This window comes from Mesorhizobium calcicola (assembly GCF_042682105.1).
Classification (GTDB): Bacteria; Pseudomonadota; Alphaproteobacteria; order Rhizobiales; family Rhizobiaceae; genus Mesorhizobium; species Mesorhizobium calcicola.
In genome coordinates this window covers 1-25,839 of record NZ_JBHUGY010000019.1, presented here as the reverse complement: position 1 = coordinate 25,839, position 25,839 = coordinate 1, and the positions used below count along the sequence as shown (strand labels likewise).

The following is a 25,839-nucleotide window of genomic DNA, read 5'->3' as shown; positions in this document are numbered from 1 at the left end:
CAGTCACCTGTTTGCAGATCGAAACGGGCTACGCGGATGACCAGGGATTGTTCTAAGAAATGTCGCCCTGAGGCGATTGTCGGTACCTCCCTCGCGCTTGATAGCCGGAAACAATTTTGAGAAGAATTGGCCTGTAACACCGAACCATATGCATCATGCCCTCCCGGCCCTACCAATCGAAAAGAATCGATGAACTCGAACGCATTTTCAAAGAGATACGATCCGATGGACCTTCGCTCGAGCTGTTGTGGCGAGAACTAGAGCACCGGTCGACCCATCGAGCCGGGCAACTCCAGAGAAATGTTGCAGCAGCCCGTAAAGTGGCCGAACGAGCAAAGTCCGGTCAGACGCCTGATTGGCGCGACGACATGCAAACGCAATTGCAGCTCACCGGGACTGATCTAGCATCTTCGCAGTGTGAAACGAGGAATCCGGGGTCACTTCCCAATCGCATGTGTGATACCAACGGTTCCGGGGTGGACGTCGCCCGTCAGGCGGAAATGAACGACAGGTTTGGGATGCTTGATCGCGGCGAATTGGACAGGCTTGGCAATATCTACGAGCAGCTCCGACTAAAGCTTCTGGATTTGACCAAGAAAAATCGGATGCTGAATTACTCGATCAGCGCCCGATCAAAACGCCAGTTACAGATCGTCGATGAGGTGCTTGAGGAAGCATACTCGAAACTCGTCGAAGACGACGGCTCGTTTAGGATTGTCCATCTCGATGAACCCGAGGGCCTCCCGCCAGAAGAGAAGACCGAGGAGTTCGTTGACGCGTTCGAGCACGCAAAGGTTTCCGACATCGATTTCCTGACTGCGCTGGACAACTTGGTCGCCAGCGCAACCGATGATGAAATGGCCGTTGAACGGCTCGAGAGGGCCCTCCGCGATCGCGTGCGCTCCCAACTTGGACTCCCGCCTCGGCCCAAGCGCGCGGACGTCAATCGCAACGAACATGCGCGGTCGCTCGGCATAGACCCGAGTCCCGAGCTCCAACCGGCGGGCACGAAGAAGACGCACTCCGACCGCTTTCTCCAGACGTTGAAATATCCTGACGAGCTCGAGGCCTTAATGGAGAAAATCTCCGCTGAGGCCCGGCTCGCCGAACAGGAAGCGGGCCTGTCGACGCTGTTTTTGGCTTTCGGCTTCCTGGAATGGTACGACAGCGATGCCTCCGACAAGCCGATCTACGCGCCCCTCCTCCTTCTCCCTGTCAAGATCGAACGGCAGAAGGTGCGAGGAAAGCACGTCTATGAAGTTGCGGCGCGCGAAGGCGCTGCGGAAACAAACATCAGCCTTCAGAAATTCCTGGAAACGAAATTTGGCAGAGACCTTCCGGATTTCGGCGACGCAGACGACGGGGGATCCGTAGAGAGCTATCTGGCCAAGGTCGAGGCAAGCATCGAAGGATTGAAAAGATGGCGGGTTCGGCGTTGGCTAGTGCTAGGCCATTTCGCCTTTAGCCGCATAGCAATCTACGAGGACACCAAGCCGGAGAAGTGGCAGAACCACCCTGCCGCACATCCACTTGTCGGCTCGCTCCTAAGCGGCTTCGAGCAGGGCGCCGATGGTGACGGGCCCTCGTTCCATTCTCCTGAAGATTACCTTATCGACGATCCGGAGATCGAGAAGTCCGCCCCGATCCTGATCCAAGACGCCGACGCCTCGCAACACAGCGCTCTCGTGGACGTGATGCGGCAAAAGAATTTGGTGATCCAAGGGCCCCCGGGGACTGGGAAGTCCCAGACCATCACGAACATCATCGCAAATGCCCTGGCTGCTGGGAAGACGGTGCTTTTCCTGGCCGAGAAACAGGCAGCCCTCGACGTTGTCAAACGGCGGCTCGACAAGTCCGGAGTTGGCGAGTTCTGCCTGGAGCTGCACTCCGACAGATCGTCTCCCAAAGCTGTGGTCCAAAGCCTCGCCCGCCGATACGAAATCGGCGTCGGGCGGTCTGCTAGGGCAGCTACGGCACAGGAGGACACGACGTGGGCCTTCGCACGGGCCCAAATCTCTGAGTACCTGAACGATCTGCACTCCGAAGCCGACGATGGAGCGACTCCGTTCGAACTGATTTGGAAGTCGATCCGAGGACATTCGGTAAATGCCGATCTTGGCGACTTTTTCAACGACGTCCATATGCCGGACGATCTGCTGGGCGATCCACGCAACCTGCGGGACGTCAGAGGTAAATTGGAGATCTTCGCGGCGAGCGCGCAGGCGTTCCTTGATTCCTATGGACACCCGTCGGCATCACCATGGAGTGTGACCCCTCCGGGCCACCTACCCGCGTACGAGCGCGATCAGTTTCTCGTGGCGATCCAAAGCCTTCGAGATGCAGCTGCGGAATTGGCGAAATTTATGGATCGCCACGAGGGTCTGGATATTCTTTCCGGCGAAGATGGAGATGCGGTTTCGGCCGCCGACAAGATCATACCGGAGCCGTCGAGCCCTTCGACGATAGGCAAGATTGCCGCCATCGATCTCGATGGCCTGCAGCATGGATTGTCCCTTCAATCCTCGTACCTTTCGGCAGTTCAAGCAGTCGACGACTTGCCGTCAGCAGGAGATCTCGACGCGCCGACTCTTGATACGGCCCGTGCGATCGTCTCAGCGCTGCCTTCTCAAGACCTTGCCGAGCTTAGCCCCGTCGGCCTGCGGGCCTATGCCTACCGCACGATACACCGGAACAAGGGGTTCCTCGACGCGCTTGAATCGATGGGCCAAGCAATGGAATTGCTGGGCTTGGGAGGGTCCGCTCCCGTTCACGCTCTCGACGCTGTTGCAGCAGCTCTCGAGGTTACCGAGAGCGCTCACCCTGAGCATCTGCAATGGGTCGGCGCTGTCCAGATTGATACCTCTATTTTCGGCCTGCTATTTGATCAATGGAACGCTCTTTCTCGCGAAGAGTTGGAACTTCGCCAAGCGGCGAGAGGGTTCACCGAACCCAAATGGCCGGATGCACGGGAACTTGACGAAGCCGGCGCTGCATTGCGAAAGACCGGGATCGGCAGGCTCTTCAGCGCGATACGCGGAGACGTCAAAGCCGCGAGCGCATTGTTGGAGCGGCTCCGGCTTCCGGCAGAACCGAACTCCGTCGACATGCTTGTCCGAATCTCCAAACATGTCCGGTCGGTCGAGGTGTTCGCGTCCCATCGCGACGCGGAAGCCGCGATTGGCAAAGCCTGGGCAGGGATGGCAACGCCGTTCGTGGCTATCGATCAGGGGATCAAGCTGCGCGAAGCCTTGGAGCACAAGCTCACGGGGCTTCCCTCCGGAAACAGCGTTGCCAAAGCCATAGTCGGATTGACTGCAGGTTCTGTCTCCGCATTCGCAAAGCTTTCGCGAACGGCAGATCCGTATAGAACCGGACGGGCACGGTTCGATGAATTGATTGACGGGCACCCGATCGAGGACGCCGCGGAACAGTGCACAAAGAATCTGGAAGCTTTTGAGCGTGTTCTCGGACTGGACCCGGATGACCGGCTCTCATCTTCCACGCTTTCGCTCTCGACCCTCGCCGAGATCGATGCCGCCAGGACACGGTTGTCGCAAGCGCTGATCGCGGTCGAAAGATCTCCATTCGCCGTCGCGGTGCGCTCGCTGGCGCCTGACAACGACGGGGTCGCGCAAACTGAAGACGCCATGGGATATGTGCGATCAGTCAAATCGGCGCGACTGCCCGGACCGATCCTTGAAGGGCTTCTCTCTGCGGATGCCTTGGCATGGCGCGACCGACTTCGCGAGATGGCTGAGTCATATGACCGCGTTACAGGCCAGCTCAGCCACTCGGCGAAGCGTCTTGATGAATTCGGGGTTCGTGGCATGGACGCATTCGATCTGCGGTCCATGATCCCGCATCTTGAAAGGCTCCTGGAACATAGAGAAGAACTTTCGGAATTCATCTCCCTCCGCAGTTCCCGAGCTGAAATCGAGGGAGCAGGCCTCGTCGAATTCCTTTTCAAGACAGATGGGCTGCTGGTCCCTCCTTCGCGGCTTCCGGCGGTATTTGACGCGGTTGTTTCCCGACTTCGTGCCAAGGCTGCCCGTCGTCTCTCCTCGTCGTTGGCTAACCGGACTGGCAACGAACTCGATGCTAAACGAAAGACGTTTGCCGAGCGTGACAGACAGAAGATCCTTGGCGACCGCGAGACTGTCCGGGCGCGTCTGCTCACAAGGCAGCCGCCGAACGGCCTCCGCAATGGATCGGTGAAGACATGGACGCAAATGAGCCTTCTGGCGAACGAGTTTCCGAAACAGAAGCGCTTCACGCCAGTTCGCGGTCTAATGGGAAGGGCTGGCGAAGCTGTCAGGGCTCTAAAGCCCTGTTTCATGATGTCGCCCCTCTCGCTTTCAAAGTTTCTCCCGCAAGGCAGATTTGAATTTGACTTGCTCGTCATTGACGAGGCGTCCCAAATGAAGCCGGAAGATGCGTTGGGCGCCATGTTGCGTGCGCGGCAGATCGTAGTGGTCGGCGATCCGAAACAGCTTCCGCCGACGAGTTTCTTTGAGCGTTCGAGCGACAATCCGGCCACGGACGACGAAGATGCGGACGAGATCGATGACGAGTCGATCCTTGAACGATGCCAGAAGGTTTTCGGCGAAGTCAGACGCCTGAAATGGCATTATCGCAGCCGTTGCGAGAGTCTGATCCGGTTTTCAAACGACAACTTTTACGAGGGCAGCCTCGTCACGTTTCCTGCCGCAAAACCCGGCTCTTTCTCTGTCGACCTGCTTCGCGTCAATGGGGAATACAAGGCCAGGCGGAATGTCGCCGAAGCCGAGCGCGTCGCTGAAGAGGCGATAGAGTTCATGCGGCACTTCTCGAACAGCGATGAGGATTCCCTTCCCACCCTGGGCATTGTCGCGCTCAACACGGACCAGAGAGACCTCATTGAGGAAACCCTGCGACGGATGTCGGGCGATGACGAACACGTCGAGACATATAGGGAGAAAGCCGGGAAGAAGGGCGAACCTTTGTTCGTGAAGAACTTGGAGAACGTTCAGGGCGACGAACGCGACTTCATCTTCATATCGATGACCTACGGCAAGGAAGCCGGTGCGACTGTCATGCGGCAGCGCTTCGGCCCGATTAACAGCAAGCAGGGTCATCGTCGTCTCAACGTACTATTTTCCCGGGCCCGGATCCGCATTGGTCTCTTCGCTTCGTTTGGCTCCGAAGACGTCAGACCGACGGAAACGAGCAAAGAGGGCGTCCACGTTTTGAAGCGATACCTCGAATATACGGAAACCGAGGGACGTGCAGCGGTCCAGCTGATCGGCGGAGAGGCCGACAGTGAATTTGAAACCGAGGTGGCCATTCGTCTTCGCGCACGTGGCCATGCCGTGGACATGCAGGTGGGAGTTTCGGGATTCAAGATAGACCTGGGAATAAGACATCCGGACCATCCGGAAATGTTTCTCGCAGGCATTGAATGCGACGGAGCTCAGTACCACTCGAGCAAGAGTGCCCGTGACCGCGACAGGTTGCGCGAAGAGGTTCTACGGGGCCTTGGCTGGAATATCCTTCGGGTGTGGTCGACCGATTGGTTTGACAACCCGGATGCCCAGACGGAAAAGCTCCTCAAGCGGCTTGAGGAACTGCGGACTAAGCCAATGTCGGCGTTTCAGGACTATCGACTTGGCCCCACGTACTTGCCGGCGATTGAGGTCATGATCGCCGAGCGGCCAGAAACAGAAGACGACGATGACATCGATAGCCAAGCCCTGTTTGACTCAATAGCGGAGCACGCGATTTCCGACGTGCAGGCGGAAACCGAGGACGGCGACGACCCGTTTGAGGAAAGCGGTAGCTTGACCGTTGATCAGGCGTATGAAGCCTTGGCGGCGTTCAGGGAAAAGGTCATCCGACCGTCGGCCTCCAATTGGGAGCCGCATCGTTCCATCCTTCGCGAAGCTATGATCGAAACGTTCGTTCGCCAGAGGATCACCGATCCAGACGACTGGTTCACTCGTGTCCCGCACTACCAGAGGTCCGGCACCGACCCGGTGGAAAAGAGGCTGTATCTGGATCACATCTGCAGCGTCGTCGATCGCATTGGCGCGGAGGCCGGACAGAAGCCGCCAGGGCGGTCCACGTCTTCCTCCTTACATGTCGCGAAGGCTGCGACCTCCAAGTCACCCGTCAATCAAATGCCAGGGTTTTATGCCGTCACCGATTTCGGTCTCGCTGGGCTGACGCCGGATCATGATCGCTTTTATGAGGCAAGCTATCGTCCAACTCTTCGACAGCTGATTGCGCAGGTTATTCAGACGGAAGGTCCGCTGTACGGTGATATTCTCGCCATCCGGATCGCGAGGGCACATGGCATGGAGCGGACGGGTTCAACCATACAGAAGATGGTGACCGACGCCGTAGACCCGCAGTTTCCCCGATCTCGTGAGGAGGAACGGGACGTGTTCTGGCCGGAAGGTTCGGCGACGGATCGCCCGGTGCCCTTCCGGGTATCGGCTGATGGAGGCCGATCCCATGCCGACACGCCGCTCGCCGAACTCGCCAGCTTGGCGTCGCCGTATTTGCGTATCAGGCTTTCCGATGATCAGATCATTGAAAAGCTAGCGGAGCAGTTCGGCTTGCAGCGCATTCGGGCCGCCACCCGAGAGCGATTTGTATCGGCGATCGCTATCGCTAAATTGTCCGGCTCCGCCTGAAGGACAATGGGCAGTGTCTGTGCCGCGCTGACTTTGCCCACGACCGGCCTCAGCCCGCCCCCAATAATGAGTTCCGCTCATTCCTGCGACGTTGTGCCGATCCTAGTTTCTATGACCATAATTATGCAGTTTTGCTCCCGGATCCGTCGCGCAGTTTGAGCCGAGGTTGGCGCGAAATTAGCTCCTTGACCGTTTCTGCCGACAGGCGCCGATCACGAAGTAGCGCCGCCGCAATGTTTTCAAGTTCGGGTCTCATGCCTTCAACGAGCGTCCTCGCGCGACGGAACTCTGCAGCGAGGACGTTTTCCACCCGGGCCTGCAGACTGCCGTTCATATGCAGCGTTACCAGCAGTTCCTCCTCGCTTGCCCCGGACAGAAACGTGAAGCCTGCACCCAGCCCGTAGGCGGCTTCCACCTGCAGGGCGGTCACGGTGGCGGTGTGAAGGTCCGAACCTTTCCTCCCTCCTCCTCCGGCAGACCTCGAACCGAACACAATTTCCTCGGCTGCAAGTCCTGCAAGCGCGACGGCGATCCGGTCGAGGAATCCGGCCTTCGTCCGTTCCGGAAAGAGCTGCTCGTCGAAACGAGCCCCTCCTCCCCGTTGCGTGGGCTCGCCTGTCGGATCGAAGGTGTCGATGATCTCCACGCTCCTGAAATCGCCAACGCCTAGCGTCAGGCCGACGACTACGTGGCCCGCCTCGTGGATCGCGTTTCGCCACAGCAACGCTTCCGGGAGAGACATGAGCTCGGGCAACTCGGCGAGCAAGTCCGCGGTCTCGAGGTCGCGCCGCGCACGGCGCGCACGGCGACGCGCCTGCCTGGCGAGCTGTTCCAGGGCCGCCCCTGTCCAGCCGTCCGTGCGAGCGGCTACGGAAGTCAGGTCCAGAGAAGACGACGCTTTGGCTAGATGCCAACCAAGAATTCCTCGTCGTCCCATCATGTCCGGCAGCGGAATGTTCACATGCCTGTCGAGGCGGCCCGGACGGGTCAGCGCCGCATCCAGCATATGGGGGAAGTTAGTCGCGCCGACCACGACGACACCTTCCCGGCCACCGGATCCATCGAGGCATTCCAGCAGACCATTGACGACCTCGCGGCTATATTGTGCGTTGTGCCCCGAGAAGGCATTCCTATCCCCAATGGAATCGATTTCGTCAATGAGCAAAATCGAAGGCGCGTTCTTCATGCCTTCTGCGAACGCGCCTCTCATCGCCTTCAAAAGATCTCCCAAATGCCCCATTGCCTGCCAGCGTGCCAGCGAACCCAAGACAAGATAGACCCCACAGGTTCGCGCGAGAGCCGCTGCGAACATCGTCTTGCCAGACCCGGGCGGACCGCTGAGCAGGATTCCTCTGTCGACTTCGGACCACCCGATCCTGCCTGCCCGCCAGTCCTTCAAGTCGACGGCAAGCTCCCTCCCCCAGTCGGCAGCGGCGCCCAGTCCATGGAGGTCGTCCAATGTCGGTCCCTGCCCTACGCTCGACTTTGGAGCGACCATGGTGGCGCGAGCCGCTTGCAAGACCTTGTCCAGCGCCCTGCCCTTGCGCCAGATTGCGGCGAGAACATGCAGAGGGACCGTCGCCAGGAATGAAGCATCCTCGTCCGACAGGATCTGGTTGCGGCAGAAACGGGCCGCCGCCTTGAGATATCGGGGCTGGATAGCCGGAAGCACCAGCACAGCATCTGCAACCGCGTCAACGTTTTCCGCGAGAAGGTCGCGGGAATGCGTAACGACGACGATGCGGTCGTTAGAACCCGTGATGCCGAGGAGGTCGAACCGTTCGGACTTTTTTCGCCCCTCCGGTTCGACCGTCATGACGAGCGTCCGGTCGCGATCGTACACGCTTCCGGTGACAAGCGATTCCCCCTTTGCCGGGAATTTGGACGCGCCCTCGTAAATATCCACGTCCTCTTCCCTCGGCGCGATCAGGACGATTACGGCCGGTCCTCCCGACAGGAAGTCTCGTTGATCCCGGAGTGCCCGCATTACCGAGCAATAAGCGGCGAACCGCGCTGCATTCAAAGCGAGCTTGGCGCTCAGCGCTTTCGACGGGCGTTTCATTGGATGTCCTGACTTGATGGTTCCGCGCGCTCGGCGGCGCAGCAACGATGGTGTTCGGAAGCCGCGTTCAGCCGCGAATGCGCCGAACGGCGGTCTCGGGTCCGATCCTGGCTTCGTCTAGATCGATCTCGACGAAACGTCGCAGGACCAGCGAGGAAAGCCCTGCTATCGGGACTGTCTCATGGAAGGCGGTCAGGCATTCGGCGATGGTGAGGGAGCCGTGCTCGTCCAACGCCGCCAGCACGTGGACCCGGTCGCCCAGCGGACAATGCCAGCGGGCGTACCGAAGCAGGTCCATGGAATTGGCCAGCCTGTGACCTGCAATGACCGTCGATTGGACGCCATATCGATAGCCCGCCTCAGCGGCAGCATCCTCGACCCATGGCTCCAGACGACAGCTTTCAGACACTGCATCGACGATCGAAGTCCCCTCCTCCCGGACGACAAGAAAATCCGGAACGTGGCTGTCGCGCTGTCGATGCAGGACGAGCGGGAGGCATGACCATTCGACCACCGTCGGGTCGACGTCGAGCAGGCATCCGAGGTCTCGCGCGGCTTGGTTCCTGAACAAGGGCGCGCCGATGCAGCGGACAGTTCCTCGCGGACGGAAATGAAGACGCGCGGCATCGGCGCGGACGGACGCGAGTTGGTCGGTTTCGATTTCGGGCTGGGCGGTCACGGGACGCTCCTACGCATACGCAAGAATGATCGGCCGCTGCGAGTGCAGCGTCGGGGCGCGATCAGCGTATGAGGAGCGATGCCTGTTTCATGGTGGCGGGAACAAATATAGAACAGAAACAACGGCGTCAACTGCGGATTTCGGCGGCATGTCGCATAGTTGCGAGCTTCCATGCCCATAGAACGACAGCCAGCTCGGGCGTAGTTGCGCGCCTGTGATTGGCGATGCGTTGACAATTGCGGCATTCGGTAGCAAAAGCCACCAATCTCGCCTTTGGCATTCGGCTAGGTTCGCGCCCCTTTTTCGGCATCCAGAATCACGGTGTCGGTCGCGCCAGCGCCGTGCCTTACTTTCCAAACAACTCGGAATGTGAGCCGAGCCTGACAAACTCGACGAAGTCGTCATCGGCGGCATAGACGAGGAGAAAGTCACCACCGATATGGGCTTCCCTCGCCCCTTTCCACTCTCTCCCTGAGAGTTCGTGGTCGGCCCATTCCGCGCCGAGCGGCCTTTTCAGAATGATCAGGGTCATCAATTCGATGGCGCGAGTCATATCCATTTTCCCGGCCTTGTTGTATCGGTCCCAGTCCTTCCGAAATTGCTTGGTGTATTCCGACACCCTTGGAAGGGAGGCGCGCCTGGCGTCGCTCGGTTTCTTCAAGCTTTTTGCTCGCAGAATTTACTTTTTTCCGTTGAGATCGGTGAAAAGCTCATCCGGCGACGCAAAGCGAGCCTTACGTGCCTTTCTGATCTCACGCGCCTCCGCCAGGGCGGCGCGGGTTGTTGCGTTGGGAACCTTGAGCTCGAGAGGAAAACTTTGGGTGGAGACAACTCGATGAAGAAAGATCCGAACGGCATCCGAAAGCGACAGACCGAACGACCCAAGAATCGAGGAAGCCTCTTCACGAGTGTCGTCGTCGACTCGAACATGAACCATTTTGGTGGCAGCCATATCAGGACTCCTTGTGGCGATTGACCCGCTGTTGGCCCACTTACGCCGATTGCGACCTGGCTTCTATATGTATCTCAATTGCGATACAGTCAAGAGTGCGGAACTCCGTGACCGTCTGCTGCCTACCCTTCCACCGGATATCATCCAGAAGAGAAAAGGCGGCAATCCAGGCGGGCCCAAATATGCACGGCGGGCGGCGACGATACCTGCGTCGGTTGGCGATGGAGCAACACTCGTGTCGTCTACTCGTGTCGTCCTCGGCCCGCACGAGCCTGATCGCAAATCGAACGTGTTCGGCCGTTAAAAGTTGCCCTGCCGCCACTCTTGGCATTCGCCCGCTTTGTTTGGTGGCGTTTGCTACCGAATGCCGGACAATTGTATCGGGCCTGCCGTTCGTGCGAACCGAATGACATTCACGTCGGCAAAGACATGAGAATTTCCGGCTTTGGCTCTGCGTGCGAATCCCATATTGACTGCGTGAAGTACTAACAGGGAATTATTTCAGTTGAAGAACGATGCCTCTTCCACAATTCCAGAGATCGTTTTGGTTACTGACGAGGACGTACCGAGTGATTGCGCGCTCTATGCCATAATCCTCGGAGGACAGCGTATTGGATACATCGTTGTCGGCCCTGAGGGGGAAGAGCTTGTGACGGCGAGCCTCGCGGAAGCTCTCGAATTCGTCGGCAGGGTCACGCGCACAAAAGGTTTTGGCCACTGAGCGATGCTTGATGGTGCGCGGCGTTCGCCAACTCGCTTGGATCGATTGCCCCCTTAGCGGCGAAGAGACTAACCAAAGGGTGGCCTAGCTTAATCAGGCTACCGCGCCCGTGCTGCTGCTCGATCCGCCGCCCTGCCTCAAGGACAGATCTCAGTCGTCCGTACTCTGATTGCACTCCTGGATCAGTCGATCGTGAAAGCTTTCGATAAGCATGGAACATCGTCGCGAGCGATGACATGTCTCCCATCGCCTCTGCAAGCTGCATTGATGAAAGAAAATCGATGTCCGAGATGCGATCGATCACAGGGGTAGTTGTAGCCATTGCCCGAACTCCAGTGAAATGGGCCGATCAGAAGCTCCGCCCTTAACTAGCTTGAAAGGGCAGATCGCACGACACAACCCGGTCATTTTGCGAATCTTCAAACTGGATCTGACGATGCTGATCTATAGCGGGATCTACGCTCGCAATCCCCCAACGACTGGATCGCGACGGCTCCCAGGTTGAGGTTGCCGTCCAATTCTGAGAGCAATTAGGCTGATTTCTGCATCGGTTCCTCACGAAGGGCGAGAGCCCGATTTCTGGTCTCGGATTGTGAACAATTGCCTAGATCCGAACAATTTTACGAATCCTGTTCACTATATCGCAGGACGTCCTAGGTTAATGCCGCATTCCCCGACGAACGCCGGGCACAGAGGACCGAACGAGAATGACAATGAAGTGCATATCGATAGCTGTGCGGGAAGTCCGCGAAGCTCAGGGCTGAGGCCCCGGTATGTTCCGCCGGGGATTCAAATCCGGCTTTTCGACCCTTCCCTGATCGATGGATGACGTGGCGGTTACCCGCGATGGCACGGTGTGGACGAGTCCGCGACCGAAAGGTTGGCCTCGTTCCCGCCTGCTGTCCGAAACCTTCCCGTCTCCTGCTCGGCCTATCGATGCATTTCATCGCCTGTCGGCGATGCGCTGCAATTGTCGCAAGGGAAACGAACATGCGCTGCCACAACCTCCTGCTCGCCGAAGCCTTGAAGACGTCCGTCCATGGGTTCAGCTTCCGTTCTGACGTGCTCGCCAACCATCACGTGGCCGAGATCCGCGGCTCGTCCGGGGGCTGGTCTATACCGATGCCGCTCCACGTGACTGGGGCCGGGATGCCCCTGCGGTAGACGTCGAGGACAGCGTAGCCAACCGGGTGCCGCGACCAAGGAAGCGCGGCTCCAAGGTAGGCGCCGTGGTCGATCCGTTCCGTCGCAGGAGCATTTGGTTCGAAAGCGATCTAGAAGAGTCCGCCCTTGTAGTCCTCCTCACCCTCGCCGAAACTCAGGAGATCCGCGAACAGCAGAAAGCGGAGTACATCCAACATGGCAAGAAGCGAAAACATTATTTCGACTTCGTCCAGCGACAGGCATCCGGCAGGATCGCCTACGCCGTCAAGTACGAGCAGGACGTGGATGACGACCTCCGAGAAACGCTCCGGCTTATCTCTGAACAACAGGGCGATCGGTTCGCCGACGAGTTCCGGATCCTGACCGAGAAAGACCTGACGCTGGCGCAGATCGAGAACGCCAGGGAAATCCTGGCGTATGCGTCCGACTTCGACTTCGAAGGCCAGGCGCTCGTGACCGCCGCGCTGCAAGGGCTTCCCGCGCGGGTCCTGCTCGCCGACGTCGTCCGCGTGACAGGCTTGGGTGAACGCGGGCGACGCGCCGCCGTGGCCTTAGTCCAGAAAGGACTCCTGAAGGTTCCGGCGAACGTCCGGCTGACCGACAACGCGCTCCTCGTCAACCGCGCCGCACGCGAAAACCGTCGTTAATCCAATCCTCACGGCAAACTTATAAAGGCAAAGGAAAACAAGGAAATGGAGGGGGGCGTGAAACTGATGAATCCGGCTTTGGCGGGAAGCCACGAGAGATCTCACCTATTTGGCCGCCACGACAGGCTTGTCATCGACGGTCAGTCCTTCAGGGTCGAGCGCAAGGTCAAGGACTCGCACGTGCTGCAGCCCGTGACCGGCGACCTGATCGCCGAGGATTTCTTCGTGGTGAAGACGGACAAGGAGATCAACGGCTTTATCCGTTCGAAGCGCATGCGCATCGACGAAGGCTATTATTCGAAGGCCATTGGAATCCTACGGGTGCGGTTCGACGACTCCGACCTCAGCGACCTTTCGGAAGAGGATCTGAGGACCGTCGCCTGGAAGAAGGAATGGTGCGTTCGTTTCTTGGACGCCGCGGCAAACGTCGAAGAGCGTTGGCGACCCCGCCGCACGATCGACGACTGCGCGCGTTTTATTGAGGAGAACGCGGACCGCATGGATCGCTGGTATTTCGACACATTCGGAGAGCGGAGGCGGCCCGGCCGGCGACTCCCAGGCGAAGTGCGGAAGGCGTTCGATTACCCAAGTCCTCCCTCTTTGAAGAAATGGCTTGCAAAGTTCATCGCAGGGCACTGCCGCATGGACAGCTTCCGTCCTCGCTATTCGAACTGCGGAAACCGCAGCCAGCTCGATCAGCGCGCTGCCGCAGTGATCGCGGTCGAAGTCCAAAAGTTCGCCAGCATCCTGAAACCCAAGATGGCGGACATCTGTGAGAACGTTGAGCTGGCCCTCTACGAAATTAACAAAACGCTGCCGCAGCACCAGCAAGTCTACGCCAGCCCCAACGCCGTTCGCCGCAGGATTCATGCGCTTGACCCCTTCATGGTCGACGCCGGCCGCGAGGGCAGCGACTACGCTCTTCGGAAGTACACTCCGGTCGGTAAGGGACTCTCGATCACGACGGCGTTGGGCCGGGTCGAGATGGACGACTGGGAAGTCGACCTCCACACGCTCATCGAGCGCTCCGCAATCTGGAAGGCCTTGACGCCCGAGCAACGAAAGCTCGTGCCCCGCGTCCGGATGGCGTTTACGGCAGGCATCTGCTGCGCGTCTCGATGCATCGTCGGCTTCAACCTCTCCATCAACAGCCCCTCGACTGCCACGACGAAGCCCGCGCTCAGGTCGGTAATGGTCGACAAGACCGAATTAGCGGCTGCGGCGGGAGCGCAAGCCTCTTGGCATATGCATGGCCGTCCCACCTACGTGGCGACTGACGGAGGACCGGCGTACGGCAGAGAATTCGATGACGCAGCGATGCGCGCCAACATCAGTCGTGTGATCCCCGAGCAAGACCCCCGAATGCGCGGCACGGTCGAAGCCTTTTTCCGCTACATGAAGCGCCTTTGCCGCTACTTCGCCGGACGGGCGTTCGCTAACGTTGTCGAACGGGGAGACTATCCGGCGGAACAGCTCGCGGCGCTGACGGTCGGAGAATTCTACAAGACCGTCATCGTATTCATCGTCGACTACTACCATCTCCGCCCCCACCGTGGCCTCGAGGGCCGGACGCCGTACGGCAAATGGATGGAGCTTGAAAAAGCTGGCTTGCCGCCTGCCCCTTCCGAGCAACAGCTGGCCGTTGCCTTCGGGCTGCGGCGCAAAGACCGCAGCATCAGCAAGCACGGCGTCGAATTCCTGGGGATTTCATACAACTCGCTGGAACTCGCCCGCCTCTACGCTCTCTTGGGTCAGAAGAAGGTCGACGTCATCGTCGAGCCTGAGGACCTCGGCTACCTATTCGTCCGGATTCCCAAGCAGTTCAGGGGGCGGATCAAAGAAGTCCCCGAAGACCATGCCTTCCTCACGGTTCCCAGCGTGGATGGCACAGGCAACGGGAAGACGCTCGCTGAAACGCTCCTGGCGAAGCGAGCTGTGCGCGAGTTCGTTAAGGCCGAACAGCAAGCTGGCCGAACAATCCGCATCGATGCCCATCGGCACTTCCTAGATCTGGCAGAAAACGTCCGCAAGAGGGCCGCCATCGCGACCCACGAAATCACGGAAAAGACGATGGACCTGATCGAGGCTCGGATCGCGTTCTCCGGCAGGGCAGGATTTGGGTCTGTTGAACTTGCGGCCGAGGAACCCGAGGGCGACGGTTTGGGTACAGTCGTCGCGCTCTCGACGCGACGCCGTGTCGATACCGGGCAGAAGTCCCTCCCGTCTCCCGAGTCGCCCCTCGAAGAAAGTTCACCAAAGCCGACGCCATTCGGCGGAAGCATGAACCTCTATGACGGAGAAGACGAATGACGCGTCAACTTGCCGATCAAGGACTCCGCGCAGATCACGAGCGTGCCGAGGGTACGCTCCCGACGGGTTGGACCGATGCCATGTCCGACGACGACTTCCTGGATACGATCGAGGACCGCCTCAGCGAGAAAGAGAAGCGCGTCAAGGACGTGCTGCAACGCGCGAAAAGTGTGTACGTGCGCTGTGGACGGGACGACGTCGCCAAAGGCGTCCTTTCACGCTTCGTGACGATGATGCTGGCGAAGAAGAACCTTCGTCGCGATGACGGCCGCATCCTGTTCGTAACCGGCGAAAGCGGGGCGGGAAAGACCACTTTGGTGGATCGGATGCTTGAGGAAAACCCCACGCTAGCTCCGATCCAGAAGTCTTATGGCATCATCGAGCCCGTGATCTCGCTCACGCTGATGGGGCCTTCGACCCTCAAGTTTCTGGGTCTGAATATCCTGCAAAAGGCTGGGTACAAGATCACCCGCAAGTACGAACAGGGCGAAGTGTGGGACATCCTTCCCGAGCAGTTGCACCTGCGAAAGGTTCTCCTCATTCACATCGACGAGACGCAGCACCTGCTGAAACTCACCGAATCCGACAGGGAGCGGGACTCCGTCAGAAAGGCACTCAAGGGTGTCATGAACTACAAGCCCTGGCCTGTCAGCTTCGTCATGTCCGGGATGCCGAGCATCACATCTCTGGCCAAGCTTGACGAGCAAATCGAGCGGCGCGCACGGCACCTGCACCTTCCGGATGTCGTTCTTCCGGAAGAGCGCATCCTCATCCTCAATGTCGTGGCCGCTATGGGCGAAGCGGCCGGGCTCAACCCCGCCAAGGTCCTGGAAAGCGACCTCCCGGACCGTATCGCGCATGCGGCTAGGTATCGGTATGGACGTATCGCTCAGGTGATTCTCGCCGCGATTGAGCAGGCGGCATCGAAAAATGTGGACGTTCTGACACGCGACCATTTCGCCCTCGCCTACATCGAACATTCGCAGGCCCGAGGGCATGACGAAATGAACCCCTTCCTCGTTGATGACTGGATGCGCTTGGAGCCCGGCCTATTCATGATCGAGGAGTACTGATCGTGAGGAAGAACGGGCGGGCCCTTGAACCGCTTGCGTTTGCCTATCAGCTCGAGGAGCAGGAGCCGGCAGCGGGTTTCGCGTCCCGCCTCGCCGCTTTGAACGGCCGTTCGCTCAGGGATCTCCTGCGGGACATGTGCATCCAACAGCGGAGCCTCGACAAAGGCATTGCCTCGGTCGTGCGTGACATTGCCACCCTTGGGCGGGCAGATCCTGAAAACCTGCTGAGGTTTACGCCTATTCCCAGGGGCGGCAGATTCTATGATGTAGCCGACGAGACATTCGTCCGGCTAGCCGTCAACCGGACGTATTTCCGGTTCTGCGCCCGCTGCGCGAGGGAGGATATGGACCACTATGATGGTCCGTCGTCCAGCAGACCTTGGCTCCGGCTTGAATGGACCCTGTCGCATTTTCGTTCCTGTGGTCGGCACAAAGTCTTTCTGTCCGCGACGAAGCCGATCAGGACGCCCTTCGCTCCATTCGATTTCAGCGGCACAATGCGTACGTTGATGCCAAGCCTTCCCCAGATGGCGGACGCGGCCGCCTCTGCGAGTGTGTCCCCTTTCCAGGCTTGGCTTCAGGATCGGCTCCGCGGAATGCGGTCGCAGGAGAACTGGTTGGATGACCTCCCGCTATACGTGGCGGCGCCATTCTGCGAGGCCCTCGGCATTTCCTCGCTCCACGAGCCCAAGGTCAAGGTTGCAAAGTTCATCGCCACCGACTGGGCCGCAGCCGCCGATGAAGGATTCCGCATCGCCAGCGCCGGTGAGAAATCTCTTCGCATGCTTCTCGCAAGGCTCAACGACGCGCAGTCTTCCACACGTGGGTTCTGGGGGCCGCGCGACACCTATGGCTACGCATACGGCCTGCTCCAAAAGACGGTGGACGATCCGGCCTACCGCAAGCTGCGCGACGCCGTGCGCCACTTCGCCCTTGAGACCATGCCGATCGAACCCGGGACCGACGTGCTCGGAGAACCAGCGGGCGACCGCAAGATCCACACGGTTCGCACCGCGGCCCGGGACTCAGGTGTGCATGCCCTCACCATCCGTCGGCTTTTCAAACGGATGGGCGTCGACGGCGCGGGAGAGCGATCCGGGGTCATGGACCATCGCATCCTTGTCACGTCCGGCGAGGTCCATCGAGTCGTTTCGGAGCTCAAGGATGCGATCACTGCTCCGGAGGTCGAGAAGCTTCTCGGCGTTCCCCGCCTCCACCTGAAGGCCTTGGTCGCCGGCGGCCACCTTTCCGCATTGGCAGATACAGGCTCTCGACGGAATGCCAAGCGACGTTTCTCAACAGAAGTTGTCGAACAGCTTCGGTTCCGCCTTTTCGAAGGCGCTTGCGCAGTTTCAGAGCCAACCGAGCGCCAGGTCGATGTTATCGGCGCGCGGCGTGCGTCCTCCTGCAGCATTCCAGACCTTCTCGACATGGTCTTCACGGGGAAGCTGAGCTGGAAAGGCAGACTTGTCGGGAGGATGGACTACATGGCACTGCTCCTGGACGCCGACGAGATGACGCGGATCGTGCGTTCGCGCGAGACGCGCACAAACCTTACCAAGGAGGAGACAGAAGCTTTCCTTCCGGGGACGCATGATCGCGTCGTGAACGCGTTGATCGCGTCGCGCTACCTGACGCTTGTTGAGGAATTCAGCCCTGACGCGAGGCGGATAATCCCGGTCGTTTCACGGGAGACCGCAGAGGCGTTCAGGACGCGCTTCGTTTCGCTGGGCGAACTCTGCCAGAAGACTTGCATGCACCATAAGCAGGTCCGCGCCCTTCTCCGGCTGGCCGGAATCCTGCCTACCCTGCTTCCGGAAATGGTCGGTGCGTTTTTCTACGACAGGCAATCCGTTGAGCGCTTCGAGGCCGACAATCGCGACGCCTGGACCTACTACAAGGCGTCAGTTTTGAAAATGAGTAGGAAGCAGGGGGTGAGCGCGAGCAAGGTTGCAACCCCGCCGCATCCGATTGCATCCGAAGCAAGTCGATATGACTAGAAAGCCCGTTGGTGAGAACAGGCGTCATACTGGAATTGGGGATTTCCAATTGGAGACGAAAAAGGTACCGACGAGGCGTAATACCATGACAAATTTGCCGCCGTTTATTGTCTGTGCAGGCTATGGCCGCAAAGGAGAGAACAGAAATTGAGAGGCACAAGAGGTTGGGATACAACTAAACTCAGCATCAGGTACGCGCCATCGCCTCGAGAGGTATACTGGATCGGGACCTTCGAAGATTCGGCCGAACCGGAGTTCACGGGCTTCCATCCTGGTGTCATTCTGAGTGGAACGAAAACCCTGAATGAGCTAACGGAATGCGTTACGTTCGTGCCAATAACCAGCAGTGAGCCGACCCCTGGCGCCACTGGTCGATTTCCACCTTACGTTTTCTCGCTTTCGCAGAATCCTAATCCAGTTGATGATCGTCCCGTGTGGGCAGTCTGCAACCACGTGATGACGGTCAAACTGTCGAGATTGGAAAGATACATCGGGGAAACCGGGCCTGTTGTGCCTAAGGTCTCTCATTCTGACTTCGAGGGTATTCTCGACGCCGTAGCCAATGGAATGGTTGCATTGCGCAATCTCTATGAAAGCCGTGCGAAACAAGCCTTGAATGATTTGGCACAAACCCATATTCAGACCATGTCGACCATGGTCGCCGAGCAGGATGCGCAGCGCGAAGCTTATTTTTGGCAGCGGCTCGACGAGATGACCGTGCCGGCGGGGTCTTCCCAACCCTTGACTGTTGAGACTTGATCGCTTATGTGTGTCTTCGTGGTTGCGACCACACTGGCCCGAAAGGGTCATCAAAGTTACCACCTGAGGGTGGATTAAAAAGGCAGCTGAACAGGCTGCCTTTTTCAGTTTTCCTCTTCAAGGCTTCCTTTGTTTAAGGACTTTCAAGCCCTGAGGTCGCGTTAAGTCGCTGCATCCAGGTGTTTGAAGCTTGCATTGTGCCGAGCAAACTTCTCCCGAGATGTCGAGGAGACGAAGCATGCGCCGCAGGAAAAACATGAACCGCCCTACTGGCACTGACGCTTACTTGGGCATTCCTGCGACAGTTTTCTACGAGAACGGTACCCGACGCACTCCAAACTACATTGTCCGTTTCATACGCAAGGCCTTCAACGATCCAGCGCTGCCGCCGTTCTGGGAACTGACGGTTGGAAACTCAAGGTATTCGTACCGAGTCATCCTGAGCCTCCCTGCCGACGAGCTCGAAACCGCCATGCAGAGCCTTCCGTTACCATCGGCCGAAAGGAATGGCGTCGACTTCATGCGCGCATACAAGGAGGTGATCCTTCCTGAAGACATAAGGCGGCTCAGCGGCGACGCGACGATGGCGTTCCTCACCTACAAGGTGGAGTTCGCGCCGCCGGGATCGCCATACAGAAAGGGCCAGCGTTACAACGAGGCCGACCTGACGCGTCCGATTACGCATACCGATGCGGATATTGCCGAAAACGACAGGCGCAGGGATGCCCTACTGAGGCGTTTCGAAGCCGAGATAGCCGAGGCTCGCTTACCCTCTCTCCGATTCTGAACTGCCAGAACTGGGTTTTGCGTTCGCCTTCACTGTCCCATAGGCGTCGCGCCCCAGGAACCGCACGGACGGCACCATAGTGGGCGGCGGCCGCGAGCTAACCTCAGGCGTACAGCACTCATTGCGGAGACGTCGACCAGCCCTCCTGGCCGCAATGCTTGACATCAAACGGTGAATCCTTGATTGCCGACTATCGCCGGATCGCGCTAACCAGCGGAACGGCAAGGATTCGAAAGCTGCCTAAGCCGAAGCCAAAGAAGGAGCGAGACTTTGTCTGTGGAACACTCCGACGACATCGACCCGAAGATCGAAGAAGTTCCGGCCGACAGCAGTCCGGATGGCGAAATCTTTGACCTGTGGAAGGACGGAAAGCATGTTGCCTACGTGGTCATTCCGGCAAAGACCGGGAAACGACACACAGTGGTTGGTGACTTGGGCGACGCTCATAAGGCGCTCGGAGTGTTGAATTCCGGCAAGCCAGAATGAGCGGCAGCATATGCCTCCGCATTGCGGATGATATCCGAATTTAACAGCCCTTTTGCACGCAAGTCCACGAAGACCGGATCATCGAGCTTCAGGAGGGCCCCCTCGCCCCATTCCGCCTCGATGGCCTGCCACTTCTTTGTGACTTCCTGCCATCGTGCGTACTTCGCCCTGACGTCCTTCGACGCCGAGGTCGCCAAGTCCGAGAAGTTCCCCTTCAAGACGTTGGCCATCATTCTGACACTGCCGGACCGCTCGAGCTCGGCGAGGACGTAAAGCTTTTCATCCTCGGTCAGCCTGCAAAAATATCGCGTCCCGTTTTCCATCGCCGTCAACCTTATGCTCCTGTTGAAGGAAGGGTCAGGCGCCGGCTTGCTGGCGTCAATCGGTGCCACGATTCTTTCTAGCTTCGTCCCAGGCCAAGACGTGAGGGCCGTTTAGCGATGAGGAAGAAGCCTGAGCGGTGGAACCCTCGCAACAGGTGTCGAAGACGCCGCTTCAGTCCGGAAAAGCCTTAAACAGGCATCGTTCAACGCTTCCTGCACCCAACTTGCTTTCTGGCATTACTTTGAGCCGCACGGAAGCCTCCGGGAGGAGCCGGAAAACTTTTACGAGGACTAGAGAGGTGCCGACGCTTGGTTATGAAAGCCGAAAACGACCGCGGACAGCCATCTCCCGGCACTCCAGGATACAACTTTGCGTCTCACAGGTACCTAACTTTGGGTGTGGAATATCTTCCTAAAAAATATGCCTGCAATTTCAATTAGATCCGAAGGGGCCTGGATACAACTTTGCGTCCCGTACCACCGCCTCGGCTTGCGGTTCGCGAAGTCATTCGCCTGCTGGAGGCCGACGGCTGGTATCTGGTTGCAACCAGGGACAGTCATCGCCAATATAAGCACAAGATCAAAGCCGGCCGCGTCACGGTGGCCGGCAAGCCTTCTGAAGAGGTTGCGCCAGGAACACTGAACAGCATCCTCAAGCAGTCCGGTTTGAAGGAGCGATGACATGCGTTACGCGGTGGTGATCGAAAAGGCAGGAAATAATTTTTCCGCCTATGTGCCGGACCTGCCCGGCTGCATCGCCACCGGTGCGACTGTGCCTGAGGTGGAAATCGAAATTCGCGATGCAATACGCTTTCACATCGAAGGCTTGCGAGCCGACGGGTTGGATGTGCCCAAAGGTGTCAGCCTCGCGGAGTATGTAGAGGCATAGAAGGCAAAGGCTCCGCCCTTTGGATTTCAGCCGCGGGAGCGGCTTGTTGATGCCATTTCATCCGAAATGCTGCACCATGAAGTCGACAAAGCTGCGGAGCTTTGGGCCGGGCCGCTCGTCCGGCGCAAAGAGAATGTGCATGGACCGCGATGGCGGTTCGTAGTCGCACAGCAGTTGGACCAGCCGTCCGGCTTCGAGATCCCCAGCTAGCAGCGCGAAGGGCTGGAGGATAATCCCAAAGCCCGCAAGTGCCGCTGCGCGGAGGGCTTGACCGCTGTTCGTGGTCAGTCGGCTAGCAATTGCTGCCGTTCTCGCGGCGCCATTTGCATCCTTGAATTCCCAAGAACCACGCGGCGCCCAATGAACGAATCCAAGGCATTCGTGATCGCCAAGGTCCATGGGTGACGACGGTGTGCCGCGTTCAGCCAGATAGCTCGGCGCGGCGCAAGCGACCAAGCGATAAGGCGCCAGAGGACGGGCGATCAAACTCGAGTCCGACAAGGCCCCGACCCGGACGACCGCATCGTAGCCCTCCTCGACAAGGTCGACGACGCGATCGTTCAAGCTGAGATCGACCGACACCTCGGGATAGGCCCGCAAATACTCAGGCAGGATTGGCGCGAGACAATGGGCGCCGAAAGTCACGGGTGCATTCACACGCAGCCGGCCGCGCGGCATCGCACGGCTTTCCGCCACGCATGCCTCTGCCGCTTCGACCTCCATCAACACTGTCTTGCAACGCTCGTAGAAGCACTGCCCGGTTTCGGTGAGGCTCTGACGCCGCGTGGTGCGGTTGATGAGACGGACGCCCAGATGGTCCTCGAGCATTTTGACATGTTTTCCGACCATCGGGGCAGACAGGTCGAGTACGTCAGCCGCCGCGGCGAACGAGCCGACTTCGACGGCCTTTACGAAAACAGCCATGCTGGATAGAAGTCGCGCACGAGCGGCAGAAGGTTGAGGTGCTGGCCGGCCTGCACGCCGGCGCCGACCACCCGTCGCGACCTTGGCGTCGCGCCGGGCGAGTTCGCGCAGCACGAGAGCACGGCCGAGCCGGAGGTGCGCACTGGCGGTGATATAGGTACCGTCCATGACGCAGACCGGCATGCCCGTTTCCGGGTCGAAGAGATGGATGGTGGCGAGATGGCTGGGGATGGCCCGGGCTATGTTGCCTTCGAAAGACGTTGACGAATCTTCACCGTCAGATGCATGCCGCCATCCAGGCCGGCATCGCCAGCGAATAGCCTGCATCGGGGATGTCGAGCTGCGGCCATCGCGCCGGATTGACGACCTTGCCGCCGGCTAGCGCCTTGAAGCCGCCGGCCAGCGCCTCGAGAAGCTGGCGAAGGTCGATGCAGGTCTTCACCTCGGCTTCGCTCCAGGAAGAGCACTGGTGTATCGCCCGTTGGCCTGGGCGCTGCGGGAGATCGATAGGGCTGTCGTCATGGGGTCCGCCTTCGTTTGTCGGCTGGAGTGCACGGCAACGGTATGCGATCCGGTGGCGTGATGAAATATAGCTGTTTTGCGATTTTTGCGTGGTTATCACGCTTGTCTTGGCTAAAATGTGTGAATCCTGAAATGGACGATCTCGACCGTATCGACCGCTCGCTGCTGCGCTTGTTGCAGGAGGATGGCCGCCGCAACGACGCTCGACCTGGCGCGGCGGGTCGGGTTGTCGCCGACCGGAGCGGCGCAGCGCGTCAAGCGGCTGTTCGCCGAAGGCTTCATCCGCGCGGTGCGAGCCGTTCTCGACACCGCCAGATCGGGCAGGCGCAGCTCGTCTTCATCGAGGTGCGGCTCGACCACACGCGCGCGCATGTCTTCGACCGCTTTGCCGAGGCGTGTTGCGGCGCGCCGAGATCATCGAGTGCCACATGGTGGTCGGCGGTTTCGACTATCTGGTCAAGGCGCGCATCGCCGACATGGCGGTATTCCAGGATTTGCCTGGCAGCGGGTCATCCTGACCTGCTGGCCCGGCGTCCGGGAAACGCACACCTACGCCTCGATCGCCAATGTGAAGCCCGACGCCCTGTTGCCTGTCTGAAACTCCCAGCGACATGCTCGCGTTTTTCTGCATGCTGGTTCAGGCTTTCTGGTTCGAACTGGCCGACGAAACCGGCTATACACCGCCAACTGCCACGGCCCGCCGCCAACCCAAGAAGGAAAATCAGATGAGTTCAGAAAAAACAGCTGTCGTCGTGGCTGGCGGCAGCGGCATGTGGGGCGGCGGCGGCGAGCGCCTGGCGGCGGATGGCTTCAAGGTTGCATCCTGTCCTCTCTCGGGCAAGGGCGAGGCGCTCGCCAGAGGAGCTTGGCGGGCTCGCGTCACCGGCTCCAACCAGTCGAACGACGATCTGCGAGCGCCTCGTCGACCTGACGCTGGGAGCGCTTTGGGACGCATCGACGTGCTGGTCAACAGCGGCGGCCACGGGCCGCGCGCCGCCGATCCTCGAGATCACGGACGAGCAGTGGCACACCGGCATGATGTCTATCTGCGAACGTCATCCGGCCGTGTGCGCATCGTGGCACCGCAGATGGTCAAGCAGAAGGCCGGCGCATCATCACATCTCGACCGCCCCATCACCGCGACACTTGAGGTTCTCGACGCCGGATAGTCTTTCGCGCCACACAGGCATGTTCTTCCGCAGATCGCCTGGATGTTCTCGGGCGAGTTCCTGGAACCACGGTGGAGGTGGTGCGGCCGCAGCCGGGGCAAGCAGCGACGATCGGCACGAACTGCCTGAAACACCATGGTCTGCAGCAGCTCCTGCGACACCTGCACCTCGCGCGTGCGGTCGCCGTTCGGCTCCGGCGTCAGCGAGATGCGGATGGTGTCGCCGATGCCTTGCTGGAGCAGGATGCCCATGGCGGGCGGACGAGGCGACAATGCCTTTCGAACCCATGCCGGCCTCGGTCAGGCCGAGATGCAGCGCATGGTTGGAGCGAGTGGCGAGCCCGGTATAGACGGCAATCAGATCCTGCACGCGCTGACCTTGGCGACAGGATGATTTTTTCGCGGCCAAGGCCGATTTTCTTCCGCCATTTCGGCCGAGAGAATGGCCGACTGCACGATCAGCCTCGCGCGTCACTTCCTGCGCCGTCAGCGGGAAACCCTGGGCCTGGTTGTCGTCCATCAGCCGGGTCAAAAGCTCCTGGTCGAGCGAACCCAGTTGACCGCCGATGCGCACCGGCTTGTCGTATTTGATCGCCATCTCGACGATCGCCGCGAACTGCCGGTCCTTCTTGTCCTTGACAGCCGACATTGCCCGGATTGATGCGGTATTTGGCCAGCGCCTCGGCGACAGGCGGGTGTCGGCCAGCAGTTTGTGGCCTGATATAGTGGAAATCGCCGACCAGCGGCACGTTGACGCCGAGCCGCGCCAGCCTTTCGTGGATGCGCGGCACGGCGGCCGCGCTCTCGTCGCGATCGACGGTGATGCGCACGATCTCGGAGCCGGCACGGTGCAGTGCGGCAACTTGCGCAACGGTCTGGTCGACATCGGCCGTATCGGTGTTGGTCATCGACTGCACGACGACAGGCGCGGCCGCCGCCGACGACCACGCCGCCGACATCGACACCGACCGACGTGCGGCGGGGGAAGGGAGAGGAAAATATCCGGTCATGCGGCAGCCTTTTGTCTCTGGAGCGTCTTGCGTCCACTTGGGACGCACAAACTACGCTCCGGGCGATGCCGCTAGGTCCGGGCATGAGGTGGAGGAGCAAAGATGGCTGTCAATGGGCGACAGGTCGCCACTGGCCACAATGACCCCGCCGCAGGAATCGGAAATGATCCCGATCCGGCGAAGGCCGAAGCGATAATTGAGCTCATTGGAGGTCCAGCCTCGGCTGAAAGCCCAGCGCTGGAAATTAAAAACCCGCCCTAACCGGCGGCAGACGTCGCCGGCAAAAGAGGCCGCGGATCGTAAGCGGCTATGTCAGCAGGGCATCAATGCGTGGTTGGTTGTGCTCTCAGTTTTTCAATCTCGTCCTTGAGTGCCAGCTTGCGTCGCTTGAGATTCACGATTTCGAGGTCGTCGACCGATGGATGGTTCATCGCGTCATCGATTTCACGCTCGATGTCGCCGTGTTTTTCCGCTGCAACTCATCAAGATGGGATGCAAGAGACATGATGGTTCTCCCTTCATGGTTTGCTCGATTGCAGCCGTCACGGCGCGTCCACCGCAGGTCCGCTTCTGTGACGAGCACAATGACACTGTGCCACCATCCGGCAGCGATGTCGAATGCTGCGTGGTAGCATTCCACGACAATGTGAAATGTGATATGGGCTGCGCGCCGGTGGCAGAAGTGCCGG

General features: G+C 59.4%; 20 protein-coding genes and 4 pseudogenes. 14 read left to right on the top strand and 10 right to left on the bottom strand.

Annotated features, from left to right (window positions below; genetic code table 11):
- Nucleotides 1-320 precede the first annotated feature (320 nt).
- Entirely contained in the window at nucleotides 321-6,674 is a 6,354-nt protein-coding gene (locus ACFSQT_RS11295; protein WP_379018521.1) for a DUF3320 domain-containing protein, read from the top strand.
- Nucleotides 6,675-6,795: 121 nt separating this feature from the next.
- On the opposite strand, the gene ACFSQT_RS11290 is transcribed toward ACFSQT_RS11295, so the two are convergent.
- The 4 genes from ACFSQT_RS11290 to ACFSQT_RS11275 all read right to left on the bottom strand — a co-directional run bounded on the left by ACFSQT_RS11290 (nucleotide 6,796) and on the right by ACFSQT_RS11275 (nucleotide 10,367).
- Complete coding sequence (locus tag ACFSQT_RS11290) at nucleotides 6,796-8,736, bottom strand: AAA family ATPase (protein ID WP_379018519.1); 1,941 nt, start codon at nucleotides 8,734-8,736, stop codon at nucleotides 6,796-6,798.
- Between the two features lie 67 nt (nucleotides 8,737-8,803).
- Complete coding sequence (locus ACFSQT_RS11285; protein ID WP_379018517.1) at nucleotides 8,804-9,415, bottom strand: hypothetical protein; 612 nt, start codon at nucleotides 9,413-9,415, stop codon at nucleotides 8,804-8,806.
- A gap of 346 nt (nucleotides 9,416-9,761) precedes the next feature.
- Nucleotides 9,762-10,034 (bottom strand): type II toxin-antitoxin system YafQ family toxin, encoded by a 273-nt coding sequence (locus ACFSQT_RS11280; RefSeq protein WP_379018765.1) that lies wholly within the window; start codon nucleotides 10,032-10,034, stop codon nucleotides 9,762-9,764.
- A 60-nt stretch (nucleotides 10,035-10,094) separates the two neighbouring features.
- Complete coding sequence (locus ACFSQT_RS11275) at nucleotides 10,095-10,367, bottom strand: type II toxin-antitoxin system RelB/DinJ family antitoxin (protein ID WP_379018515.1); 273 nt, start codon at nucleotides 10,365-10,367, stop codon at nucleotides 10,095-10,097.
- Nucleotides 10,368-10,872: 505 nt separating this feature from the next.
- On the opposite strand from ACFSQT_RS11275, the gene ACFSQT_RS11270 reads away from it, so the two are divergent.
- The 9 genes and pseudogenes from ACFSQT_RS11270 (at nucleotide 10,873) to ACFSQT_RS11230 (ending at nucleotide 20,314) form a co-directional block, all read left to right on the top strand.
- Entirely contained in the window at nucleotides 10,873-11,088 is a 216-nt protein-coding gene (locus tag ACFSQT_RS11270; protein ID WP_379018513.1) for a hypothetical protein, read from the top strand.
- Between the two features lie 1,229 nt (nucleotides 11,089-12,317).
- Nucleotides 12,318-12,899, top strand: a complete 582-nt coding sequence (locus ACFSQT_RS11265) for a PDDEXK family nuclease (protein ID WP_379018511.1) — start codon at nucleotides 12,318-12,320, stop codon at nucleotides 12,897-12,899.
- Nucleotides 12,900-12,965: 66 nt separating this feature from the next.
- Nucleotides 12,966-15,209 carry a Mu transposase C-terminal domain-containing protein gene (locus ACFSQT_RS11260; protein ID WP_379018763.1) on the top strand — a complete coding sequence of 748 codons (2,244 nt, stop codon included), beginning with the start codon at nucleotides 12,966-12,968 and terminating at the stop codon, nucleotides 15,207-15,209.
- On the top strand, nucleotides 15,206-16,282 hold the full coding sequence (locus ACFSQT_RS11255; protein ID WP_379018509.1) for an ATP-binding protein: 1,077 nt from the start codon (nucleotides 15,206-15,208) through the stop codon (nucleotides 16,280-16,282). Before ACFSQT_RS11260 ends, ACFSQT_RS11255 begins: the two co-directional genes overlap by 4 nt.
- Before the next feature lie 2 nt (nucleotides 16,283-16,284).
- A pseudogene (locus ACFSQT_RS11250) lies at nucleotides 16,285-16,713 on the top strand (TniQ family protein); the annotation flags it as partial.
- Between the two features lie 186 nt (nucleotides 16,714-16,899).
- Nucleotides 16,900-18,282, top strand: coding sequence for a hypothetical protein (locus ACFSQT_RS11245; protein ID WP_379018777.1), 1,383 nt, complete (start codon nucleotides 16,900-16,902; stop codon nucleotides 18,280-18,282).
- 147 nt (nucleotides 18,283-18,429) lie between these two features.
- Nucleotides 18,430-19,041, top strand: a complete 612-nt coding sequence (locus ACFSQT_RS11240) for a type II toxin-antitoxin system PemK/MazF family toxin (protein WP_379018507.1) — start codon at nucleotides 18,430-18,432, stop codon at nucleotides 19,039-19,041.
- Between the two features lie 238 nt (nucleotides 19,042-19,279).
- Entirely contained in the window at nucleotides 19,280-19,828 is a 549-nt protein-coding gene (locus tag ACFSQT_RS11235; protein ID WP_379018505.1) for a hypothetical protein, read from the top strand.
- 270 nt (nucleotides 19,829-20,098) lie between these two features.
- Nucleotides 20,099-20,314: a hypothetical protein gene (locus ACFSQT_RS11230; protein ID WP_379018503.1), complete on the top strand. Its 216-nt coding sequence runs from the start codon at nucleotides 20,099-20,101 to the stop codon at nucleotides 20,312-20,314.
- Here the strand turns inward: ACFSQT_RS11230 and ACFSQT_RS11225 are convergent.
- Entirely contained in the window at nucleotides 20,272-20,706 is a 435-nt protein-coding gene (locus ACFSQT_RS11225; RefSeq protein WP_379018501.1) for a hypothetical protein, read from the bottom strand. The genes ACFSQT_RS11230 and ACFSQT_RS11225 overlap by 43 nt on opposite strands.
- A 396-nt stretch (nucleotides 20,707-21,102) precedes the next feature.
- Here ACFSQT_RS11225 and ACFSQT_RS11220 point away from each other — a divergent pair, with 396 nt between their 5' ends.
- Together ACFSQT_RS11220 and ACFSQT_RS11215 are read left to right on the top strand one after the other, a co-directional pair.
- Nucleotides 21,103-21,318 (top strand): type II toxin-antitoxin system HicA family toxin, encoded by a 216-nt coding sequence (locus ACFSQT_RS11220; protein WP_379018499.1) that lies wholly within the window; start codon nucleotides 21,103-21,105, stop codon nucleotides 21,316-21,318.
- Nucleotide 21,319: 1 nt separating this feature from the next.
- Nucleotides 21,320-21,526: a type II toxin-antitoxin system HicB family antitoxin gene (locus ACFSQT_RS11215; protein ID WP_379018497.1), complete on the top strand. Its 207-nt coding sequence runs from the start codon at nucleotides 21,320-21,322 to the stop codon at nucleotides 21,524-21,526.
- A gap of 57 nt (nucleotides 21,527-21,583) precedes the next feature.
- Here ACFSQT_RS11215 and ACFSQT_RS11210 read toward each other — a convergent pair whose 3' ends face one another.
- Entirely contained in the window at nucleotides 21,584-22,777 is a 1,194-nt protein-coding gene (locus ACFSQT_RS11210) for a LysR substrate-binding domain-containing protein (protein ID WP_379018495.1), read from the bottom strand.
- Entirely contained in the window at nucleotides 22,728-22,892 is a 165-nt protein-coding gene (locus ACFSQT_RS11205) for a hypothetical protein (protein WP_379018493.1), read from the bottom strand. Before ACFSQT_RS11205 ends, ACFSQT_RS11210 begins: the two co-directional genes overlap by 50 nt.
- A gap of 212 nt (nucleotides 22,893-23,104) precedes the next feature.
- Here ACFSQT_RS11205 and ACFSQT_RS11200 point away from each other — a divergent pair.
- Nucleotides 23,105-23,570 (top strand): annotated as a pseudogene (locus ACFSQT_RS11200) (Lrp/AsnC ligand binding domain-containing protein).
- A gap of 127 nt (nucleotides 23,571-23,697) precedes the next feature.
- A pseudogene (locus ACFSQT_RS11195) lies at nucleotides 23,698-24,084 on the top strand (SDR family NAD(P)-dependent oxidoreductase); the annotation flags it as partial.
- Between the two features lie 3 nt (nucleotides 24,085-24,087).
- Here ACFSQT_RS11195 and ACFSQT_RS39810 read toward each other — a convergent pair.
- From ACFSQT_RS39810 to ACFSQT_RS11170, 3 genes and pseudogenes are all read right to left on the bottom strand, one after another.
- Nucleotides 24,088-24,714: a flavodoxin-dependent (E)-4-hydroxy-3-methylbut-2-enyl-diphosphate synthase gene (locus tag ACFSQT_RS39810; protein ID WP_465264326.1), complete on the bottom strand. Its 627-nt coding sequence runs from the start codon at nucleotides 24,712-24,714 to the stop codon at nucleotides 24,088-24,090.
- Nucleotides 24,599-25,150 (bottom strand): flavodoxin-dependent (E)-4-hydroxy-3-methylbut-2-enyl-diphosphate synthase, encoded by a 552-nt coding sequence (locus tag ACFSQT_RS11175; RefSeq protein WP_379018491.1) that lies wholly within the window; start codon nucleotides 25,148-25,150, stop codon nucleotides 24,599-24,601. Before ACFSQT_RS11175 ends, ACFSQT_RS39810 begins: the two co-directional genes overlap by 116 nt.
- A gap of 323 nt (nucleotides 25,151-25,473) precedes the next feature.
- Nucleotides 25,474-25,655: pseudogene (locus ACFSQT_RS11170) on the bottom strand (YdcH family protein).
- Between the last annotated feature and the right edge of the window lie 184 nt (nucleotides 25,656-25,839).

Bases quoted from the DNA above. Each gene is read 5' to 3' on its own strand.
- ACFSQT_RS11290 (WP_379018519.1), bottom strand. From the start codon at position 8,736: ATGAAACGCCCGTCGAAAGCGCTGAGCGCCAAGCTCGCTTTGAATGCA.
- ACFSQT_RS11275 (WP_379018515.1), bottom strand. From the start codon at position 10,367: ATGGCTGCCACCAAAATGGTTCATGTTCGAGTCGACGACGACACTCGT.
- ACFSQT_RS11260 (WP_379018763.1), top strand. From the start codon at position 12,966: ATGAATCCGGCTTTGGCGGGAAGCCACGAGAGATCTCACCTATTTGGC.
- ACFSQT_RS11255 (WP_379018509.1), top strand. From the start codon at position 15,206: ATGACGCGTCAACTTGCCGATCAAGGACTCCGCGCAGATCACGAGCGT.
- ACFSQT_RS11235 (WP_379018505.1), top strand. From the start codon at position 19,280: ATGCGCCGCAGGAAAAACATGAACCGCCCTACTGGCACTGACGCTTAC.
- ACFSQT_RS11215 (WP_379018497.1), top strand. From the start codon at position 21,320: ATGCGTTACGCGGTGGTGATCGAAAAGGCAGGAAATAATTTTTCCGCC.
- ACFSQT_RS11210 (WP_379018495.1), bottom strand. From the start codon at position 22,777: ATGCAGGCTATTCGCTGGCGATGCCGGCCTGGATGGCGGCATGCATCT.
- ACFSQT_RS11175 (WP_379018491.1), bottom strand. From the start codon at position 25,150: ATGACCGGATATTTTCCTCTCCCTTCCCCCGCCGCACGTCGGTCGGTG.